The 18,691-nt window shown below is 71.1% G+C and carries 21 protein-coding genes; 12 read left to right on the plus strand and 9 right to left on the minus strand.

Translation table 11 applies throughout. The annotated features are described in order from the left end of the window. Window positions 1–37: 37 nt before the first annotated feature. The 3 genes from ACSHWB_RS41235 to ACSHWB_RS41245 all read left to right on the plus strand — a co-directional run bounded on the left by ACSHWB_RS41235 (window position 38) and on the right by ACSHWB_RS41245 (window position 1,767). Window positions 38–499, plus strand: coding sequence for a hypothetical protein (locus ACSHWB_RS41235; RefSeq protein ID WP_439658749.1), 462 nt, complete (start codon window positions 38–40; stop codon window positions 497–499). Beyond that, window positions 496–1,428, plus strand: a complete 933-nt coding sequence (locus ACSHWB_RS41240; RefSeq protein ID WP_439658750.1) for a hypothetical protein — start codon at window positions 496–498, stop codon at window positions 1,426–1,428. The genes ACSHWB_RS41235 and ACSHWB_RS41240 overlap by 4 nt, the downstream gene beginning before the upstream one ends. A 135-nt stretch (window positions 1,429–1,563) precedes the next feature. Beyond that, window positions 1,564–1,767 carry a hypothetical protein gene (locus tag ACSHWB_RS41245; protein ID WP_439658751.1) on the plus strand — a complete coding sequence of 68 codons (204 nt, stop codon included), beginning with the start codon at window positions 1,564–1,566 and terminating at the stop codon, window positions 1,765–1,767. Here ACSHWB_RS41245 and ACSHWB_RS41250 read toward each other — a convergent pair. Together ACSHWB_RS41250 and ACSHWB_RS41255 are read right to left on the minus strand one after the other, a co-directional pair. Further along, window positions 1,749–2,900 (minus strand): GDSL-type esterase/lipase family protein, encoded by a 1,152-nt coding sequence (locus ACSHWB_RS41250; RefSeq protein WP_439658752.1) that lies wholly within the window; start codon window positions 2,898–2,900, stop codon window positions 1,749–1,751. The genes ACSHWB_RS41245 and ACSHWB_RS41250 overlap by 19 nt on opposite strands. After that, window positions 2,897–3,211, minus strand: coding sequence for a winged helix-turn-helix transcriptional regulator (locus ACSHWB_RS41255; RefSeq protein ID WP_439658753.1), 315 nt, complete (start codon window positions 3,209–3,211; stop codon window positions 2,897–2,899). Before ACSHWB_RS41255 ends, ACSHWB_RS41250 begins: the two co-directional genes overlap by 4 nt. 63 nt (window positions 3,212–3,274) lie before the next feature. Here ACSHWB_RS41255 and ACSHWB_RS41260 point away from each other — a divergent pair, with 63 nt between their 5' ends. The 4 genes from ACSHWB_RS41260 (at window position 3,275) to ACSHWB_RS41275 (ending at window position 6,484) form a co-directional block, all read left to right on the plus strand. Then, window positions 3,275–3,748, plus strand: a complete 474-nt coding sequence (locus tag ACSHWB_RS41260; protein WP_439658754.1) for a group II truncated hemoglobin — start codon at window positions 3,275–3,277, stop codon at window positions 3,746–3,748. Between the two features lie 86 nt (window positions 3,749–3,834). Continuing rightward, window positions 3,835–4,479 (plus strand): helix-turn-helix transcriptional regulator, encoded by a 645-nt coding sequence (locus ACSHWB_RS41265; protein WP_439658755.1) that lies wholly within the window; start codon window positions 3,835–3,837, stop codon window positions 4,477–4,479. Next, window positions 4,476–5,393: an ornithine cyclodeaminase family protein gene (locus ACSHWB_RS41270; protein WP_439658756.1), complete on the plus strand. Its 918-nt coding sequence runs from the start codon at window positions 4,476–4,478 to the stop codon at window positions 5,391–5,393. The genes ACSHWB_RS41265 and ACSHWB_RS41270 overlap by 4 nt, the downstream gene beginning before the upstream one ends. Next, window positions 5,390–6,484, plus strand: coding sequence for an alanine racemase (locus tag ACSHWB_RS41275; RefSeq protein ID WP_439658757.1), 1,095 nt, complete (start codon window positions 5,390–5,392; stop codon window positions 6,482–6,484). Before ACSHWB_RS41270 ends, ACSHWB_RS41275 begins: the two co-directional genes overlap by 4 nt. On the opposite strand, the gene ACSHWB_RS41280 is transcribed toward ACSHWB_RS41275, so the two are convergent. Both ACSHWB_RS41280 and ACSHWB_RS41285 read right to left on the minus strand, forming a co-directional pair. Then, on the minus strand, window positions 6,485–7,147 hold the full coding sequence (locus tag ACSHWB_RS41280) for a nucleotidyltransferase domain-containing protein (RefSeq protein ID WP_439658758.1): 663 nt from the start codon (window positions 7,145–7,147) through the stop codon (window positions 6,485–6,487). It abuts the gene before it with no gap. Window positions 7,148–7,179: 32 nt separating this feature from the next. Continuing rightward, the gene (locus tag ACSHWB_RS41285; RefSeq protein ID WP_439658759.1) at window positions 7,180–7,869 is read right to left on the minus strand and encodes a hypothetical protein; all 690 of its coding nucleotides are present in this window, start codon (window positions 7,867–7,869) and stop codon (window positions 7,180–7,182) included. A gap of 156 nt (window positions 7,870–8,025) precedes the next feature. Here ACSHWB_RS41285 and ACSHWB_RS41290 point away from each other — a divergent pair, with 156 nt between their 5' ends. After that, window positions 8,026–8,223 (plus strand): hypothetical protein, encoded by a 198-nt coding sequence (locus ACSHWB_RS41290; protein WP_439658760.1) that lies wholly within the window; start codon window positions 8,026–8,028, stop codon window positions 8,221–8,223. Here the strand turns inward: ACSHWB_RS41290 and ACSHWB_RS41295 are convergent. Beyond that, window positions 8,189–9,169 (minus strand): SMP-30/gluconolactonase/LRE family protein, encoded by a 981-nt coding sequence (locus ACSHWB_RS41295; protein WP_439658761.1) that lies wholly within the window; start codon window positions 9,167–9,169, stop codon window positions 8,189–8,191. The two genes, ACSHWB_RS41290 and ACSHWB_RS41295, sit on opposite strands and share 35 nt — an antisense overlap. Before the next feature lie 60 nt (window positions 9,170–9,229). Beyond that, entirely contained in the window at window positions 9,230–10,060 is an 831-nt protein-coding gene (locus tag ACSHWB_RS41300; protein ID WP_439658762.1) for a helix-turn-helix domain-containing protein, read from the minus strand. Between the two features lie 125 nt (window positions 10,061–10,185). Here ACSHWB_RS41300 and ACSHWB_RS41305 point away from each other — a divergent pair, with 125 nt between their 5' ends. Then, window positions 10,186–10,653, plus strand: coding sequence for an SRPBCC family protein (locus ACSHWB_RS41305; RefSeq protein ID WP_439658763.1), 468 nt, complete (start codon window positions 10,186–10,188; stop codon window positions 10,651–10,653). Here ACSHWB_RS41305 and ACSHWB_RS41310 read toward each other — a convergent pair. From ACSHWB_RS41310 to ACSHWB_RS41320, 3 genes are read right to left on the minus strand one after another with little or no spacing between them, the layout of a single operon-like run. Beyond that, window positions 10,632–11,465 carry a hypothetical protein gene (locus ACSHWB_RS41310; RefSeq protein ID WP_439658764.1) on the minus strand — a complete coding sequence of 278 codons (834 nt, stop codon included), beginning with the start codon at window positions 11,463–11,465 and terminating at the stop codon, window positions 10,632–10,634. The two genes, ACSHWB_RS41305 and ACSHWB_RS41310, sit on opposite strands and share 22 nt — an antisense overlap. After that, a complete protein-coding gene (locus tag ACSHWB_RS41315; protein WP_439658765.1) occupies window positions 11,465–11,866 on the minus strand; it encodes a hypothetical protein in 402 nt (133 codons plus the stop codon). The genes ACSHWB_RS41310 and ACSHWB_RS41315 overlap by 1 nt, the downstream gene beginning before the upstream one ends. A 33-nt stretch (window positions 11,867–11,899) precedes the next feature. Beyond that, a complete protein-coding gene (locus tag ACSHWB_RS41320) occupies window positions 11,900–14,716 on the minus strand; it encodes a CHAT domain-containing protein (RefSeq protein WP_439658766.1) in 2,817 nt (938 codons plus the stop codon). Between the two features lie 111 nt (window positions 14,717–14,827). On the opposite strand from ACSHWB_RS41320, the gene ACSHWB_RS41325 reads away from it, so the two are divergent. The 3 genes from ACSHWB_RS41325 (at window position 14,828) to ACSHWB_RS41335 (ending at window position 18,688) form a co-directional block, all read left to right on the plus strand. Continuing rightward, window positions 14,828–16,948, plus strand: coding sequence for an NACHT domain-containing protein (locus ACSHWB_RS41325; protein WP_439658767.1), 2,121 nt, complete (start codon window positions 14,828–14,830; stop codon window positions 16,946–16,948). Next, window positions 16,945–17,316, plus strand: coding sequence for a hypothetical protein (locus ACSHWB_RS41330; protein ID WP_439658768.1), 372 nt, complete (start codon window positions 16,945–16,947; stop codon window positions 17,314–17,316). Before ACSHWB_RS41325 ends, ACSHWB_RS41330 begins: the two co-directional genes overlap by 4 nt. 124 nt (window positions 17,317–17,440) lie before the next feature. After that, complete coding sequence (locus ACSHWB_RS41335; protein ID WP_439658769.1) at window positions 17,441–18,688, plus strand: hypothetical protein; 1,248 nt, start codon at window positions 17,441–17,443, stop codon at window positions 18,686–18,688. Window positions 18,689–18,691 lie beyond the last annotated feature (3 nt).

The following is an 18,691-nucleotide window of genomic DNA, read 5'->3' on the forward strand; positions in this document are numbered from 1 at the left end:
TGGATCGGCACACCGCGGCCTCTCACCATCGTCTGCCATGGCGGATGACCCACACTCCCTGCTCGAGGTCCGGCAGGCCACCCTGCTGACCCAGCTCGACCTCCTCACCGCGGCGGATTCGGACGACCCGAGCTGGTCCAAGATCGCCGACGACGTGCACGCCGACCTGCAGGCGCTCCTCGACGCACGGCGCGATGCCGACGCGGCCGCGCTTCGACTCCACTACCGCGTCATCGGAGCGGTCGCCGTGGTGGCCGCGGTGGTCGTGCCCGTCTTCTGGTTCAGCACGTGGAACGTCGTACCGGCGCTGCTGGCACTTGCCGTCGGCGCCGCACTCCTGATCAACCCCGCCGCGCACGGCAACTGGGAGCCCCGTGCCCGCAGAGTGGCCAGCATCGCCGCTGTGCTGGGCGCACTGGCAACGCCGCTGCTGGGCGGGTGGTCGGCGCTGGTCGTCCTCGCGGGAATCGGCTGGTGGGCCTGGAGGTACGTGCGGTGAAGGACGACACGTTCGACGAACTGACCGCGACGCTCGCCCGCCATGACCATCGCATCGACAAGCTCGAAAGCGGAGTGCGCGCCAGGAGAGAAAGCCTGACCAAGATCAGTGACCGGCTGGACAAGCTGGAACCCAAGGTCGGCGAGCACTCGGTCGGCAAGGTGGTGGAAAGACTCGGCAAGACGGAAACACGGGTGGCCCAGGAGGCCGCGAAGGTCGCTGAGCTGCGCCGCAACGTCGACGCGCTGCATCGCAAGGTGCGTCTGAGCGGCGGGCTGCCCCACGCGGACTTCGACACGTGGCACCCGGACATCGCCCCCGACATGGTCCAGGCGATCCGGGCGGGGCTGGCCTCGGCCCCCGTGTCCGAGGCCGGTGTTCAGAAACTGCGCAACAAGCTCGAAAAGGCCGAGGAGGAGCTCGTTCGCTGGGACGAGTCACTGGTGTCGGCGCTGAAGGCCGCGCGGGCGTTGACGGACCTGCCCGTCGCCGCGGAACGTTTGTGGCGCAACGAAGTAGGCACCTGGCTCGCGTTCCGCAGGAGCGGAAAGCGACCTGTCGAGAACGTGGAGCGCGCACGCCTGCAACTCAAGGACGCAATGCAGGCGCACAGGTCCGCGGAGACGTCCGCGGCGAAGTCGGAGGCCGCGGACGAGTCCGCCCGCGCGACGATCCGCGAGCGGGTGGAGGACGCGATCGCCAGGGACCTCGTCACGCCCCAGTGGTTCGACAGCGCGCTCGGCCTGTTCCCGCCGAAGGAGCCCGGCCAGATCGAAGCCTGGCTCCTGGCGGCCATCAGGCTCATCCGCTACCGGTTGCTCGCCGACGTCCACGAACGGCTGGAGCCCTTCGGCGACCGGCCGCGCGACGCGACGCTCGCCCGCGAGCACGACGCGGTGGTCGAGCTCTGCTCGCGCCAACGGCGATAGCCCAACTGATCGGACCTGTCCCCGGAAAGACCGGGACGAACTGAGCCTGATCAGCCTTGACCACCGGAACAGGTCGGATTTTGACTGGGTGTGACATCGCCCCGTTCGCCTTCACCCTGTTCCGGAAGGTGCTCCATGAGGTCGTTCCGTCTGTTGCCCGCAGCCGTGCTCGCAGGCGCCTCGTTCCAGGCCACGGTGGACCTTCGCGCCACGGGGAACCACCAGGTGCAACAGGTGGTGTGGGAGAGGTCCGGCCTCACCCGCGCACAACACACCATCCGCATCGTCAACCGCGGCACGTCCGCGGGCATGATCGACGCCTACCGCATCACGCCCTGAGCAAACGGACCACCGGACGCGAACGCGTACTCGGCGAAACGTTCGCCGATCAGTTCGTGCGTGACCGTGTCGGGGTGCAGGGCGTCGGGCAACGGGTGTGCACCGGCGTCCTGCTCCCCGTACAGGCGGGTGCCGTCCAGGTAGTGCAGGTTCGGGTCTTCCGCGCGGCGTTCGGCCAAGGACGCCAGCGCCTCGCGGATGATCCGCAACGTCAGCTGCGGCGCGTCCCCGTGCGGACCGGTGGCGGTGAAGACCACGTCCCCGGCGGCGAGCGCGTCCATGTCCATTCCGCCAGGTCCGGGCGTGTCCTCGTAGATGCCGCAGAACAGCGGCGAGATCAGCACCAGCGGCACGGACGGATGGCCGTCGCGGATCGTGTCGAGGAAGCCGTGCACGGCCGGCACGAACGCCCTGAGCCGCATGACGTCGAAGTTCACGACGTTGATGCCGAACTTGACGCTGATCAGATCGGCGGGACGGTCGCGCATCACCCGTGCGACGAACGGGTCGACCAGGGCGCTCCCGCTGAACCCGAGGTTGTGCAGCTCGACGTCACCGCGGCGGGACGCGACGGCGGGCCAGATCCCGGCCGGGGTGGCCGCGTTGGACCCGGCGCTGATCGAACTGCCGTGGTGCAGCCAGATCCGCCTGTCCGGCTCGGCCGGCCGCACCGGCGCGTCCGTGCGCAACGCGACCAGGTCCACCGTCTCGTTGTGGGGCAACCAGATCTCCACGACCTTGTCGCCGTCCGCAAGACCGGCGAACCGCGCGGTGAACGCCGTGCCCTGGTGGAACTGCGTCTCCCCGGTCCGCATGTCGACCTCGGCGTGGTCGCCGCCGCCGAGTTGCTCGCTCGCGACCAGTTCGCCGTCCACGACGAGGTCGACGCTGCCGCGCGACCGGGCGACACCGCGGTAGGAGACGTGGGTCGGATGCAGGTCCAGCTCGATCGTGCTCGCGGCGGTGGCCATCACCAGGCGCACACCGGAGGGCCTGCTCTCGGCAGTCATCAGCTGCGGGTCGGGGAAGCGGTCGCGCACCCACGCGGGCAGCCGGTGCGGCCGCAGGCCTCGCGCGGTCTCTTCCCACTCCGCGGCGCCGCGCACGAACGCGGCCAGAGGCGTCGTGATCATGGTCCTACGGTCTCACCCGTGCGGGCGGCCCGCTCGACACCCCAGTCGTAGAGGGCCTGCAGGGCGGGTCCGAGGCTCCTGCCCTCCTCGGTCAGCGAGTACTCGACGTGCGGAGGCACCTCGGTTCGCGAGACCAGGCCCGACTCCTGCAGCTCACGCAGCCGTTGCACGAACATCTTCTCGCTGATCCCCGGCACCTTGCGGCGCAGTTCGCCGTAGTGGTGCGGTCCCTGCTTGAGGTGGGCGAGGATCACGGTCCGCCACTTGCCGCCGATGACGTCGAGGGTCAGCTCGACGGGACAGTGGTACACGGGCGCTCCTCACCAAAAGGTGCGTACTTGCCGGACGTTTCGCGTGCTGCTGGAGTTGGCGTCGTGATCAACGACCAGTCAACACCTTCTCTCTACACGTGGGCGGGCGGCGCGGACGCGTTGCTGGCGCTCACCGAGGCGTTCTACCGCAAGGTCGCGGACGACGCGCTGCTCGCGCCGGTGTTCGCCGGCATGGATCCCGGCCACGCGCGGTACGTGGCGCTGTGGCTGGGCGAGGTGTTCGGCGGGCCCGCCGCGTACACCGAGGAACGCGGCGGTTACGAGTTCATGCTCTCCCAGCACATCGGCAGGGGCATCACCGAACAGCAGCGGCGCCGCTGGCTCAACCTGATCATGGACGCGGCGGACGAGGTGCGGCTGCCGGACGACCCGGAGTTCCGCGCCGCGTTCGTGTCCTATCTGGAGTGGGGCACGCGGCTCGCGGTGCAGAACTCCGCCGCGGACGCCAAGCCGTTCCACGGGGCGCCGGTGCCGAAGTGGGGCTGGGGCGTGGCGCCGCCGTACATCGCGCCCTGAGCCGTGGCCAGGGCCACAGTGCGGTGACGCGGCCTCCGTGGGACAGTTTGTTCAGAACTTGACACTTTGTTCAGAACAGGGAGCCCATGAGCACAGCCGATGCCGTGTTCGCCGCGCTGACGCCCACCATCGAGGGCATCGTGGCGACCTTCGGGCGCAGCTGCGAGGTCGTGCTGCACGACTACCGCGACCAGGAACGGTCGGTCGTCGCGGTCGCGGGGTCGGTCACCGGCCGCGTGCCGGGGGACGCGATGAGCGAGATCGGCCTGCGCGTCCTCGCCGCAGGGGACGACGCCCGCAACGAGGTCGGGTACCTGACCCGAGCGCAGGACGGGCGAGTGCTCAAGTGCACGACGCTGCCGTTGCGCGACGTCGACGGGACGCTGATCGGCGCGTTGTGCATCAACATCGACATGTCGGCCATCACCCGTGCCACCGGGGTGCTGTCGGACCTGCTCGGGCTGTCGGCGGCCGAGGAGACCACCGCGACGACCGACTTCTCCGGCGACCTGGACCAGGTGGTCGAGTCGCTGGTCAAGCGGGCCGAGCGCGCGCACGCGGTCCCCGTCGCGGCACTGGGGCGGGACGAGCGGCTGACGCTCGTCCGGTCGCTGCACGAGGCCGGCGTGTTCAGCCTGCGCGGCGCGCCCGCCCGCATCGCGAAGCGCCTCGGCATCTCCCGCACCGGCCTGTACAACGACCTCGCCGAGCTCAAGAAGGACCAGCCGTGACCACGTTCATCAGTGAGGCCGAGTCGGCCGCCCTCGTCAACGACGAGCTGGCGTTGCAGGCAGCGCGGGAGGCGTTCCTCGCCGTGACGACGGGATCGACGTTCCCGGTCGTGATCGGCCACTCCTCCTTGCCGCACAACAGGTTCACCCTCAAGTCCGGCTCCGCGGGCGACCTCGCGGGCGTGAAGATCGGCAGCTTCTGGCCGGGCAACACCGACCTGCCTCGCCACAGTTCCACGATCGTGCTGCTCGACCCGGCCACCGGGCGGCTCAGCGCCGTCGTCGAGGCCGCGACCGCCAACGCCTACCGCACGGCCGCCGCCGACGCCCTGGCCGTGGACACGCTGGCCCGCAACGACTCCCGCAGGCTGACCGTGATCGGCACCGGGCACCAGGCCCTGCACGAGGTGCGGGCCGTCAGCCGGGTGCGTTCGTTCGAACGGGTCCTCGTCGTCGGCCGCCGTGCCGACGCCGCACTGGAGTTCGCTGCCGCCGTGACCGCCCAGACCGGTCTGCCGGCCGAACCCGCCGAACCGCAGGCCGGGGTGGAAGCCGCGGACGTGCTCGTCACCGCCACCACCTCCCGGGAGGCGTTGTTCGACGCGGGCTGGGTCGCACCGGGCACGCACATCTCGGCCATGGGCGCCGACGGCCCTGGCAAGCAGGAACTGCCGATCTCGTTGTACGGCACCGCATCGCTGTTCTGCGACCTGCCGGAACAGTCACGCACCATCGGCGAGTTCCAGCACGCCGAAGGGGCCACGCCGGTCGCGCTCGGGGCAGTGCTCGCCGGCGCCGCGGGCCGGACCTCACCCGACGAGATCACGGTGTTCGACAGCTCCGGTTTCGCCCTGCAGGACCTCACCCTCGCCGCCGCCCTGCTGCGCCGCCACTCGTCAGGAGCATCCGAGTGACCACTGTGGACACCCCGTACGCCGTCCTCGACATCGACCGCCTCGACCGCAACGCGGCACGGCTGCGCGACCACCTCGCCGCACTCGGCGTCCCGCTTCGACTGCACGTCAAGACCTCCAAGTCCGTCGAGGTCGCCCAGCGCGTGCACGCGGACGGGCCGATCACCGTGTCGACGCTGGCCGAGGCGGAGCACTTCGCCGACGCCGGCTACCGCGACGTCCTCTACGCCGTCGGCATCGACCCGCACAAACTCCCGCGAGTCGCCGCCCTGCTGCGCCGCGGAGTAGAGCTCACCGTCCTGCTCGACTCCGTCACGCAGGCCGAAGCCCTGACCTCGTTCGCCGGCAAGGAGAACCTCCGCGTCCCGGCGCTGATCGAGATCGACTGCGACGGCCACCGCGGCGGTGTCGTGGCCACCGACCCCGCCCTCGTCGAGATCGGCCGGACGCTCGGCGGCAACCTCGCCGGCGTGCTCACCCACGCCGGCGAGTCCTACTTCGCCTACACACCGGAGACTCTGCTGCTGGCCGCGCAGAACGAACGCGACACGGCCGTCTCCGCGGCCACCACCCTGCGCGCCGCCGGCCTCCCGTGCCCGATCGTCAGCGTCGGCTCCACCCCCACCGCCCACGCAGCCACCGACCTGACCGGCGTCACCGAGGTCCGCGCGGGCAACTACGTCTTCTTCGACCTCGTCATGGCGGGCATCGGCGTCTGCACCACCGACGACCTCGCCCTCACCGTGGCCGTCACGGTGATCGGCCACCGGCACGACAAGAACTGGGTGATCACCGACGGCGGCTGGATGGCCACCTCACGGGACCGCGGCACGCAGGTGCAGGCCGTCGACCAGGGGTACGGGCTGGTCGCCGACGCCGGCGGCCGGTTGATCCCCGGCCTGGTGATGACCGGTGCCAGCCAGGAACACGGCGTCCTGAGCACCCGCGACGGGGAGCCGGTGCCCGACCTGCCCATCGGGACGCGCCTGCGGATCCTGCCCAACCACGCCTGCGCGACGGCCGCCCAGCACGACCGCTACCACGTGGCCGGCGGCAGCCAGGAGATCTGGCCCCGCCTGCGCGGCTGGTGATCAGCTCAGCGCGCCCAGCCAGGCGTGGGCGGGGTGCACGCGTTCCAGCAACTCCCTGAGCGTGCGGCGGCGCTGCGGGCCGAGCAGGGGCAGCACGTTCTCGAAGTCCAGCTGGTCCTTCGGCCGCACCTCCTTCGCCTTGAAGAGCAGCACCAGTTCCGGTACCAGGTAGGGGATCCGGTCCGCCGTGCGTTCGACGATCACCTCGTACGGCAACCGGATACCCTCGTCACGGCGGCAGATCCACGTGTCGCCGTCGTGCGGCTCACGGAAGACGTCGCACAGGTAGTGGCCGGTCACGGGCTCCCGCAACCAGGTCTGGTGCGTCGCCGCCAGCACGTCGGCGCCCGCGTCGAACCAGACGCGCCCCGACGACGGCACGTCGAAGGCGTGGCCGGGGAAACGCTCGCGGACCTCCGTGAATCCCGCCACGGGCACCGCGATCTCCAGATCGCCGTGCGGCCGGGTCTGCTCCCCGCGGAACAGGTCCAGCGCCCAGCCCGCCGCGACGTACCAGGGGACGCTCACCCCGGCCAGCCGCCGCGCGATCTCCTCCGGTCGCCACGCGTTCGCCCAGCGGGCCTCCAGCTCTCGATCGCCCAACACCTCGCCGCCACTCACGATCGACCGCGTGGTGAGCGGCCTTGGCCCAGGATCTTCCACGCCGGACAGTGTGCGCGGACAGTTTCGCGCGGTCAGGAAGAACGCGTGTACTGCACCGAACCGGCGTTCGTCCGGAGGGTCAGGATCGCGTTGTCGATGGAGAACGCGAAGGTAGTGGCCGCGCCGCCGCTGGGCTGCAGCGTGAGGTTGCTGCCCTGCACCTTGTACGTGCCGGTGATCGCGCTCCCGTTGTCCCGCGAGCGTTCGTAGGTGCCGTTCTCGGTGAACGTCAGCGTCTCGAAGATGTCGTCCAGGCCCATCCACGACCCGGCCAGGGCGAGCGCCCCCGCACCCGCGTCGACCCTGAGATAGGTGATGCCGGCCAGGGTGAGCGTGCCGCCCTTGATCGACCACTCCTCGGTGCTCGTCTTCCCGTCGGTGCCCGTGAACGTGAGCCGCGCTCCCCGCACGCTCACCGTGCCACGCCAGTCGATCGGGCCGCCGTACTGGTGGAAGCCGCCGTCCGCGGTCAGCACGAGCTCCAGCGCACCGGACTTGGCCGTGCTGGCACTCCACTCCCCCACCAGCGCGGCGGGCAGCGGCGTGGCCTGCGGTGGTACGGCCTGGGTCGGTGGGGTTTGGGGTGGCGGCACGGTCGCCGACGGCTCCGTGGCAGCAGAGGTACCGCTGATGACGGTGCTGGTGGTGACATTGCCGGTGGACGGTGACGCGGGTGTCGGACTGCTCCCGCACGCGGCGAGCAGTCCGAGAAAACCCAGCATCAATGATAGGTGATGAATTCGAGGGCGGGGGATCATTGGCGCATCATTCACGCCGTCAGTCGCATTTACCATCCCCATTCCAGGAATCCATCAAACAATCGAATCCATTCCACGAAGTGCGGAATCCGTTGCTTGTGCGGACACAACAGAAATAATGTGCGAAATGTCCCCTGCCCTTCGCCGGCGAGTGCGGCGAGGAGCTGGCCGCGCTCGGCCACCGCACCTCCTGGGACGGTCCTCACCGACGAACTCGCCGCCGCGCCCTACGAGGCCCTCTCCCCCGCCGAGCGGGACGAGCTGGTCGCCGAGCTCGACCCCGTCACCGCGAAGCTGGTGGCCGCCGGGTCGAGGTGACCAGGCGCGCCCGCAGCAGGTTCGGGTCCGTCCCGGTGAGGTAGGCGGCGCTCGGCACGTAGACGTCGTTGCCGCGCAACGCGATCGTGGTCGGGCCCTGCAGTCCGTCGGCGGCGTCCAGCACGATCGTGTGGGTGCCGTCGGGCCGGACCAGCGCGACCTGGTTGACGGTGTCCAGCGCGGCGATGATCTCCGTACCGCGACCGGTGAACGCGAAGTCGTCGATCCCGGCCAGGCCGGTGGCGACCACCTTCGGGCTACCGGCGGTTCCGTTTGCCCGCACCGGAATGCGGACGATGGTCCCGAGGTCGAGGTTGGTCACCCACACCGCGCCGTCACGCACGCGGAGCCCGTTCGCACCGAGGAACCCGGCGGGAGCGAGCGCCGGGTCCGACGACCAGACCGCAGCCGTGCCACCAGATGTCGGCACTCGCCAGACGGCGCCGGTCGAGTCCGCGACGTAGAGCGTGTGCCGGTCCAGCGCGATGCCGTTGGGCAAAGTGTTGGCCGGCAACGCCGCGATGCGCCGCGGAGTACCACCGGGCCGCAGGCTCCACACGCCGGTGAGGTCGGCGGTTCCGGTGGCGTAGACGAAGTACAGCGTGCCGTCAGCGGCCCGGTCGATGCCGACCGTCAGCGGGAAACCCAGCGCGGGCGTGTTCACCCCGCCGTCCGCGGGCGCGGGCAGCGTGGCGAGGATCCTGATACGGCCGCCGGGCGAGATCTCGGCGATCTGCCGAGCCTTCGCGAACGTCACGTACGCCGTGCCGTCCGGGGCGAACACCATGCTCTCCGGTGTCTGCCCCGCGGCGAGGTCGAAGTGCTGGACGACGCGCGCCGCGCACAGCGGATAGGTCGCGGCCGAGGCCGGAACTCCGAGCGGGACGAGGGAACTCGCGGCCAGGACAGCGGCGACGAGTGCCTTCCTGGCGGTTTTCGGGGACATGCTTTCCTCACTGTTTTCGGGCATGCGGCAGCGCCGCACCCTTCTGATGTGCTTGTGGTGTCAGGCCGTGGCTTGGGCGAGCAACGCCAGCGCGGCGTGCGAGGACGAACCCGGTTGCGCGGTGGCCACGACCACGCTCGGGCCGAGGCCGTTGCTCAGGGTCTGCTGCGTCACGGTCAGCGGTCCGACCAGCGGATGCCGCATCTCGTACACGGCCGTGGCACAGGGTTTGACGCGGTGGTCGGCCCACATCGAGGCGAACTCCGTGCTCTTCGCGCTCAACTGCCCGACCAGCTCGTGCAACGCGGCGTCGTCCGGATGCCGGCCCACGACGAGACGCAGGTTCCCCACCACCGCCCTGGCCTTGCTCTGCCAGTCCGCGTAGAGCTCGCGGGTGTGCGGGTCGAGGAACACCAGCCGCGCCATGTTCGGACGCACCGCCACGGCGAAGTCCAGATGCCCGGCGAACAACGCGTGGCCCAGCCTGTTCCAGGCCAGCACGTCGCTGCGCATGCCGAGCACCACGGCGGGAACGCCCGCCAGCGCGGCGAGCAACTGGCCGGTCGACTCGTCGACGCGTTCGGCGGGAGGCCTGCGCACCCGTGCCTGTTTCACGGGTGTGGCCAGGACGTGCAGGTGCTGACGTTCCGCCTCGTCCAGTTGCAACGCGGCGGCGAGCGCGTCCAGCACCTCGGGCGAGGCGCTGGACGAGTGCCCCTGTTCGAGTCTCGTGTAGTAGGAGCTGCTCACGCCGGCCAGCCGCGCCAGTTCGTCCCGGCGCAGCCCTGGCACACGCCGCCGTTCGTCGTACGTCCGCACGCCGACGTCCTCGGGACGAAGCTGCGAGCGCCGCGTCTTGAGGAACTCTCCGAGCCGTGCGGTCTCACCCATGGATTCGAGTATGGGCGCCGCCGCGGGTCCTTACCTCTCCCAGCCAGGGATACGCAGAGCAGGGAGTGGTCCACCCGCGCGACGGCCGGTCAGATGGCGGTACATCACCGAACAGAGGAACCACCATGGATCTGTCCGAGCTCGCCTTCCGCCGCCACGCCTGGGTCGACGCCGCCCCGGAGGAGGTCTACCGGCTCGTCAGCGACGTGTCCGCGATCGGCCGCTGGAGTCCCAACGCGAGCGAGGTCGCCTACGACGAGGGCCACGGACCCGAGGCGGGCTCGTGGTTCAGCGGCCACAACCGCAAGGACGGCAAGGAGTGGACCAGCCGCTCCCAGGTCGTGAAAGCCGAACCCGGCGCGGTGTTCGCCTTCGTGGTCGGTGGCGCCGAGGACGGCATCGTCGAATGGACGTGGACGCTGCGCGCCCAGGGCCGCGGGACCGTCGCGGAGCAGTCGTGGCGCTTGCTCCGCACGGACCCCGTGCTCGGCCCGGACCTCACCGCGTTGCGCGACTACATGGCGGCCAGCGCCGAGGCCACGCTCGCGTCACTGGCCGAGTGGGTCGCGGCTCAGGAGCTCTCGGTGAGGTAGCTGCCCTTGTCCAGCACCGCTTCGAGCGCCGGCCCGTCCCTGACGGTGAACCTGCCGTGTGCCAACGGAATCCCCACGGCCGTCGCGAGCGGCAGCAGCGTGACGTCGGTCAGCGCCTCGATGGCGGTCCGCAGGTCCAGCGCGGCACGGCGGGCCGCGGCCACCGCACTGATGTAGAGCACCAGCCCGATGATCGCCGACGGCCACCAGAGCACGGCGATCAGCAGATAGCCGATCGACCACGCGGCGCGCAGGGCGGCGGCGGTGTAGCGGTCCCACGCCAGCTGGGTCATCGCCCGTCCGTCCGCAGTGGACAGTTGCCACAACCGGGGCCAGACGCGGACCAGCGCGACGCCGTACTGGGCGGCGACGCGTTGCTCCGCCAGCCGGAGGTGGTCGCCGATCCGGGTGGCACGGGCGGGCAGATACCGTTCCGGCACGGTGTACCCCGCCGGTGCGGCCGCCTGCGCCCGCCGGATCCTGCGCCGCAGCAACGGACCCAGCAGCACCAGGCCGACGCGGCCGCCCCCGGTCCACATCCGGGCGATGGGCCTGCTGAGCTCGGCGGCGATCCCGGCGCACGCGGTGGCGACCACGGCGACGGCCGCCGCCACCAACGCCAGCTCGGCGTTCTGCTTCGGCACGGTGATCTCGCCGAGCCTGCGGACGATCGCCGTGAGGTCGAGCGCGCCCACCGGGTGCACCCACCACGCGAACGCCAGCACGAGGGTGAACAGGACACCGGGCAGGGCGAGCAGGTTGACCCAGCGCTCGGCGAGTTTGGTGCCGAGCCCCGACAGCAGCTTGTCCACTACGGACCGAGCCGGTGGGTGGACGGGGTCATCGGCTCGTCACCGAGGTTGCACCACGGCTCGCCCGCGTCCCTGCCGCGCCCGCGGTCGGGACAGGAGAACCGCGGACAGGAGAACCGCTGCCCGATGGGCGCCGGGTCCCACAGCGCCTGCAACCCGGCCGCGCCGTCTCCGCGCTCGGTGCCGTAGTCGTCGAGCATGAGGTTGTGCAGGGCCTCCGCGGCGGGCCGCCCGGCCTTGACCGCCTCGACCTCGGCCTCCAGCTCACGCCGCCAGCCCATCTTGTCGGCCCGCGCGCGCAGGTTCGGCAGCCGGTCGCAGAACCACGCGACGGCGAGCGCCCCGTCATCGGGCCGCGGCACCGGTTCTGGTTGTTTGCCACGGCGGAAGAACGACGGCATCTGCTCCCCACTCCTTCGTACGGACGAACGGTATCAAGGCCCGATGTGCACGAACGGCGCCCAGCGCGCGGGGTCGTCCGGCGCCTGCTCTCTGAGCCGCAGCTGGGCGCTGTGCAGGGCGAGCGCCGGCGAACGGCCGGTCAGCAGGTGTGCGTAGAAGTCGTCGGCGACCGTCGGGCCGTCCTCGCTGCGCATGTGCCACAACGTCCCGATCACGTGCGGGAAGCCCTGCAGGTGCAGTGCCGCCGCGGGGTGCAGGGCCTCGTCGAGGTTCTGCGAGTCGGGGACGGCCGTGACGCACGCGGACAGGAACGCCAGCTCGCTCGCGCCGGCGTCGAGCCCGGCGAGCTCGTCGAGGCCGAGGCTGCCGTCGTGCAGCACCAGGCCGTCCATGTCGCCGTGGCAGGCGAAGTGCACCCACGTGCTGCCGGGCAACGCGGCCCTGGTCGCGGCGACCGTGGCCTCCTGCTCGGCCAGCCGGGTGGCGCCGGGGATCCGTCCGGCGATGAGCCCGGCTTCCTGCTCCGCGTGCGGCAGCGGAGCCCAGTTCGTGCCGTCGGCCCTGGGCGGTGTGTCGTGCAGCGAGGTGATCAGCATCGTCGGCTCGCCGACCGTGGACCTGCCGGTGCGCCGTGCGTCCAGCAGCGCCCACAGGCTCGGTGTGTACGACGAGACGACGAGGTCCAGCACGGACTTCCCGTCGCGTCCCGCCACGTGCAACGGCACCGGGGCCAGCGCGCCGGTCGGGCACCACCAGATCCGCCGATCCTCACCGAGGTGGGGTTCGACCGCGGCCAGCACGGGCGCAGCGACGGCATCCCACAGCTTCGGCGCGATGACGCGGGCGTTCATCCGGCGCGTCTCGGGGTCGAGCAGACCCTCCGCCCACGCCCTCGCCTCCGCCTCGCTGAGATCGGGCAGCGGCACGTGGATCGGGTCGTGATCGGCCAGCACGATGATCGCGTCGCAGTGCGCGGGACTGGCGTTGACCAGGACGACAGGGCCCTCCGCTGCCGCCTCGCGCAGGTCGGCGAACCGGATCCGGTGGCCGAACGTCTGCCGCTGCGCCAGGTCGTCCCACTCGCGGGCGAGCCCGGCCCTGGTCACGGCCTCGCGGTGCACGGCGAGCAGGTCCTGTTCCGCGCCGGGCCTCGCGTAGTCCGGCTGTTGCAGCGCCGCCCTGAGCTCGGCGAGGCGGGGCTCGTCGGCGCCGGCGGTGCGCAGTTCCCGCACCTGCGACCAGATCACGGTCCGGCTGATCTCCAGCAGCTCCACGGCCCGCTCGACCCGTTCGACGTACAGCGCCAGGGTCGCGGCGGTGGCGGGGGCGAGCCGGGACTGCCGCAGCACGGCCTGGCGGTCGGCCCGGCTCAGGCCGAGTGACGCCGCCCTGACCACCACCCGCAGCACCTGTTCGAAGTGCGTCAGCGCGCCGTCGAAGTCCCCGCTCTCCATCGCCAGGAAGCCTTCCACCGTCGCCGCCTGGTGCGCGAGCTGCCAGGGCGGGGAGTCCAGCGCGTTCACCCGGTCGAGCGCGTCGAGCAGGTCCGGCGCCGCGAAGTCCTCCAGGTACGCCAGGGCGGCCAGGCGGTGTTCGAGGACCTCCGGCGCGTCCGAGCCGCGTCCCGCCAGCCGCCGGCCGGTGAGCTCGACGGCCTCGTGCAGGTCGGCCCGGTCACCGCTGCGCTCGTATCGGCTGATCAAGGCGCCGGCCAGCCTCATCTCCTCGTCCTCGCCGACGGCGCGGAGCAGCGCGATCGCCTCGTCCGGGTCGGTCGGCAGCAGCAGGATCGCGCGCGTCACCCGCGCCTCGTCCGGTGCGACGCGGGCGGCCTTCTCGACGAGGGCGTGTGCGCGGGCGGTGTCGGCCGGCGTGTCCCGCAGCTGCAGGGCGTGCGCGAGCGTCAACGCGATCATGGCCCGCCGGAAGCGGCGGGTGGTGAGGGGCGGACGCCGGTGCATGCCCTCGAGAATCCGGATCGCGACGTCCAGGTGGGCCCGCGAGTCCGTCCTGGCGTAGGCCTTCACCAGCGTGTCGGCGAACTGGTAGCGGGCTTCGAGGTCGGCGAGCAGCGGCGACAGCACGTGCGTCCATGCCGGTTCCTCCAGTGCCGGCAGGAGCGCCATCGTGCGCAGGATCGCGTCGTCGAGCGGCTCACCGCCGTCGAGCTTCGCGACCTGCATCTGCACCAGCACCGAGGTGATCATCTGGCTGCGGTACGGGCGGGTGACGAGGTCGTTCTCCAGCCTGGCCAGCTCCGCCCGGACCTCGTCGTCCTGCGCCGTCTTCGCCTTGATCATCCGCTCCACGACCATCCAGCGGACGACGCGCGGCAGGTAGTCGAGCAGCCACGGGCTCGCCACGGCGAGGTAGACCGCGGCGATGAACATCGAGCCGAAGATGGTCACCGCGCACGGCACGTCCCGGAGGAACGCGACCTCCACGTACGTGGCGAACGTGATGGGCGAACCGCTGCCGACGTGGAAGGCGTAGACGATCAAAAGGCAGCACGGCACCAGTGCGACGACCGCGACGGTGCCGAGCCCCAGCCGCACCGGCCGGTCCCTCAACGCTCGCCAGCCGATCCGGATGTCCGCCGCGTGCCCCTTGAACAGCAGCACCGTGATGCCGAGCAACGCCAGGATCAGCACGGGGAAGCCGACCATCATGATCGGGCTCGCCGCCTCGATCCACAGCCGGCGGCCGGTCTCGGGGACGAAGACGTAACCCCGGTCGCCGAAGACGTTCTCCGGTGGCAGGTACGCGAGGGTGTGACGCCGCCAGCCGACCCACACGCCCCACGCCACCAGGGCGGTGACCAGGACCGCGAAGCCCGCCCGTTTCCCCATGCGGCCAGCTTGGCAGATCTTGATCGGGTGAACCGGCGAACCGCGTGAAACGCCGGGACGGGCCCGAACGACAGGGAGGGGGCTGACACCCGGACCCACAGGGAGAACTGAATGCATTGGCGGCCCGCACAGAACACGGTGCTCGCGCTGTCGGTGGTCACGGCGGTCCTGTTGGCGCTGGCGGGCAACCTCGCCACCAACACAGTCCAGAACATGCCCTCGTGGTGGAGATGGGCGATCTGGATCGTCCTCGTCGTAGTCGCCGGGGCAGCCCTGTTCCTGGAGCGGATGAAAGCCCATCGGACGGCACCTGTGGGCCCGTTGCTCGACGCCGAGAAGTTCCTGGTGGCGGCCGTGCGGCGGGAGTGGGTGGACGAGGCGCTGCTGCGCGGGGTGTTCGATCCCGCGCCTCTGCCGGTGCGATTCCACACGACGCGACGCCGGGACGTCGGCGACCACGCCGCCTCGGTGCTCGGTGACGAACGCCTGCGCCCGCTGCGCCGCGCACGTGCGCGGCTGACCGGCGACGTCACCGGGATCCTGGCCGCGTTCCGCTCCGTCCCGACCCGCAGGCTCGTCGTGCTCGGCGAGGCGGGGTCGGGCAAGAGCGTGCTGGCCGTGCTGCTGACCAAGGCGTTGCTGGAGGACCGCGATCCGGACGAACCGGTGCCGGTCCTGCTGCCGCTGGCCTCGTGGAACCCGGACGACCACCTGCACACGTGGCTGAAGCGTCGTCTCGCGGACGACCACCCGGCGCTCACCGAGAAGTTCGGCGCGGACGTCGTCGAGAGGCTCGTGGACGAGCAGCGGATCCTCCCGGTGCTCGACGGTCTGGACGAGCTGGAGCCCGACGTCCGCGTCGAGGCGCTCCGGAAGATCAACCAGGCGCTGGCGGAAGACAAGGCGAACATCGTGATCACCTGCCGTGCCAACGAGTTCGAACAAGCCGTGAAGTGCCTCGGGAACGTGGTGTCCGGCGCTGCGGTGGTGGAGCTGGAACCCGTTCCGCGCGACACGGCGCTGGCTTTTCTCGGCAGCGACGCGGAGAACGGCCGATGGCGGCTCGTGGCGGACAAGATCTCCGCCGACGAGCACGGTCCTCTGGCGCACGCGCTCGGCAACCCGCTGATGATCAGCCTCGCCCGCGCGATCTACCGGCCAGGCACCAGATCCGCGGAAGACCCGGACACGCTGGTGACCGCCACCGACCCCCGGGCCGATCTGCTCGCAGGGTTCATCGGCGGCGCCTACCGCGCCGACATACCTACCGCGGGGCCGGCGAAACGCCGTTGGTCACCCGCTTCCGCACAGCGCTGGCTGTCGTTCCTCGCGACCGAGGTCGCCGCGACGGACGCGAAGGACTTCGCCTGGTGGCAGCTGCGGGACCGCGTGCCCCGCACCGCGCGGATCGCGTTCGTCGCGCTCGGCTGCGCCGCCGTCATGCTCCCGGTGTTCCGCATCGATCTCGCCCTGGTCGTCACCGCGGTCTGCGCCCTGGGCGTCGGACTTCCCCGGCGCGGCCCGGAACCGATGCGCCTGCGGATCCGGTTCGGCCTCGGCCGCCGGCGGCTCGAGTCCGTCGTGGCGGGCCTCGGGCTCGGCGTGGTGATCGGCGGTGTCACCAGGAGCATCGAGGGCGTGCTGATCTGCGGCGCCCTCGGCGTCGTGGCCGGTCTGCTGGCCGGATCGGTGACCTACGACGAACCGGACGGAGCCGTCACCGCCCGGAGCGTCCTGCTCGCCGACCGGGCGGGCAGCGTCCGGACGGGCTGGCTGCTGGCCGCCGCGGCCGGGCTGGCCATGTGGCTGGCGTCGCCGGACACACCGGTCCTCGCGGTCGTGTCGGCGGTCCTGGTGTTCTTCCTGCGCTGGCTCGCTCTCGTGACCGCGTTCGTCTACATCGCCGGGTACCAGCTGGCGCGCCAGATCTGGCTCGGGTTCGGCACCGAGGTCGCCGTGCTGGTGTCGCTCGGGATCGCCGGTGCCGTCGCCGCACTGGTGTGGCTGATGACGTCGCGTCCCAACGCGCTGGCGATGACCGCCTGGACGCAATGGGTGCTGCTGACCCGCGTCTGGTACCCGCTCACCGGCAGGCTCCCCTGGGCCCTGCCCGCCTTTCTCGCCGACGCGCACCGCCGCGGTGTGCTGCAGCAGGTCGGCTCCCGCTACCAGTTCCGCCATCTCGCACTGCTCGACCACCTGGCCACCACATCGGAGCGCGACCACCCATGAGAAAACTACTGATCACCGGCGTCCTGTCGATCGTCATCGGCATCACCGCCGCCGTGTTCAGCACCAACCTGTACTCCATCGCCCGGACGGCGTTCGACCTCTCCGAGCAGAACCTCACCATCGCGCAGCAGGCGCTCGACGCCTCCGAGAAGTACCAGGACCCCGACCCGCGCAAGGACGAGGAACTGCAGAAGGCGTCGAGGTACACCGCCTACGCCGAGAGCGACCTGAACCGGTACTACGACCACATCGACCCGGCGGTCGGGCTGACCGTCGTCTCCACGATCACCGTGCTGACCGGCGTGATCCTCCTCGTGGTCCGGCAGCGGCGCAGGAGCAAGGAATCCGCTCCCTCCACTGTGGACTGATCAGCGAGTCCGCTCGTGACGAAGCCGAGGACCGGCCCAATTCACTTGCGCGCCCTGCTACGGTTCCCTCGATGATCACCTACACGAGCAGATCGGGGGTCCCGTTCACCAAAGGTGAGTGCTGATGCACCACCGGACCGTGAATGGACACTCCCGCCTTCTTTTCTGGTCGCACGTGCGCGAGTTCGCCGTGCCGACGTCGATGATCGAGTCCTCCACCGCCCGCCGCGAGGCCGGCGACTGGTCAGGGGCCTGCGCGGCCGCGCGGGTCGACGTGGATCTCGATCTCCGCGCGGTGGGTCGCAACCAGGGCAGGGAACTCGCGAACGCCGTTCGCGCCGATCTGCGTCACCTGGTTCCCGACCTGCTTCGCTGGCACTTCCCCAGGATCAGGCCGGACGGCCTGCTGCGGCCCGGCCTCACCGTCTCCCTCGCCCGGTACTCCCCCGGCGTGCACCTCGTCGCCCGCACACCGCCCGCCTGGGCCGATGCCGGGCAACGGATCAGCCTCGCGCTGTGGCGGCCGTCCGGAGTGCCGAGCAGCGTGGGCAAGCATCCCCATCCCAGGCCGGACAGGCGTTTCCGCCTCGATCTGCACCGTCACCTGTGGGACGCGCGCAGGACCTCGGAGCTGCGCGACAGGTCCGGCACCGGCGACGACCTCGGCCGTGCCACCCACCGGTGGACGGCCGAGGCCGCGTTGCTGCTTCGCGCAGAGGGAAGTGCGGGTAGCGCCGTCGCCGTGCGGCTCGGCGCGCGGCGACGCGTCGTGCTGGATCTGACCGGAAGTGCTTCCACACCAAGGAACACCGCGTTACCCGTCCTGCCGGACGCGGCCACGTGGGCGTTGCCCGACCTGGAACTGATGCGCGCCGGCCTGATCGACGCCGACCGGTTGCACCCGCTGGTCAGGTCCTCGCTGATGCCGGACCACCCGGCCGGTGCGGCGCGAAGTCCTGATGGCACAACGGCTTCCCGTCTCGTCGACTGCCGTGGTGCCACGCACCGGATCGGCATCGTGGACGGGGTGCTCGTCGCGCTGGACCACGGCCAGGACGACCTCCGCCGCGAGGCGTTGCTGGTCGCGTTGGGCGGCACCGGTCTGCCCTGCCTGCAGGCGATCGACGCGGTGCACCGGCAACCGGAGGACCTCGTGGACGTGCGCGCCCGCCTGGACCACGGTGATGTCGCCGGTGCCCTCGCCGTCGTCGAAGGCCTGCTCGGGCCGGACGCCCTGCTGCGCAGCGGTCCGTTGCGCGACGAGCTGGAAACGGCCGCGCAGCGCAAGGTGACCCACGGGCTGTACCGCGCCGGGCTCACCGGCCTCGGCCCTGTTGGCTCCCGCCGCCGTCGCCGCACCACCTGCCGCTGACTC

The sequence above is a fragment of the Lentzea sp. HUAS TT2 genome (assembly GCF_051853195.1).
Taxonomy (GTDB): domain Bacteria; phylum Actinomycetota; class Actinomycetes; order Mycobacteriales; family Pseudonocardiaceae; genus Lentzea.

Coding starts and splice junctions, on each gene's coding strand:
- ACSHWB_RS41235 (WP_439658749.1), top strand. CDS start 38: ATGGCGGATGACCCACACTCCCTGCTCGAGGTCCGGCAGGCCACCCTG.
- ACSHWB_RS41245 (WP_439658751.1), top strand. CDS start 1,564: ATGAGGTCGTTCCGTCTGTTGCCCGCAGCCGTGCTCGCAGGCGCCTCG.
- ACSHWB_RS41250 (WP_439658752.1), bottom strand. CDS start 2,900: ATGATCACGACGCCTCTGGCCGCGTTCGTGCGCGGCGCCGCGGAGTGG.
- ACSHWB_RS41265 (WP_439658755.1), top strand. CDS start 3,835: ATGAGCACAGCCGATGCCGTGTTCGCCGCGCTGACGCCCACCATCGAG.
- ACSHWB_RS41285 (WP_439658759.1), bottom strand. CDS start 7,869: ATGCTGGGTTTTCTCGGACTGCTCGCCGCGTGCGGGAGCAGTCCGACA.
- ACSHWB_RS41295 (WP_439658761.1), bottom strand. CDS start 9,169: ATGTCCCCGAAAACCGCCAGGAAGGCACTCGTCGCCGCTGTCCTGGCC.
- ACSHWB_RS41300 (WP_439658762.1), bottom strand. CDS start 10,060: ATGGGTGAGACCGCACGGCTCGGAGAGTTCCTCAAGACGCGGCGCTCG.
- ACSHWB_RS41305 (WP_439658763.1), top strand. CDS start 10,186: ATGGATCTGTCCGAGCTCGCCTTCCGCCGCCACGCCTGGGTCGACGCC.
- ACSHWB_RS41315 (WP_439658765.1), bottom strand. CDS start 11,866: ATGCCGTCGTTCTTCCGCCGTGGCAAACAACCAGAACCGGTGCCGCGG.
- ACSHWB_RS41320 (WP_439658766.1), bottom strand. CDS start 14,716: ATGGGGAAACGGGCGGGCTTCGCGGTCCTGGTCACCGCCCTGGTGGCG.
- ACSHWB_RS41325 (WP_439658767.1), top strand. CDS start 14,828: ATGCATTGGCGGCCCGCACAGAACACGGTGCTCGCGCTGTCGGTGGTC.
- ACSHWB_RS41330 (WP_439658768.1), top strand. CDS start 16,945: ATGAGAAAACTACTGATCACCGGCGTCCTGTCGATCGTCATCGGCATC.
- ACSHWB_RS41335 (WP_439658769.1), top strand. CDS start 17,441: ATGCACCACCGGACCGTGAATGGACACTCCCGCCTTCTTTTCTGGTCG.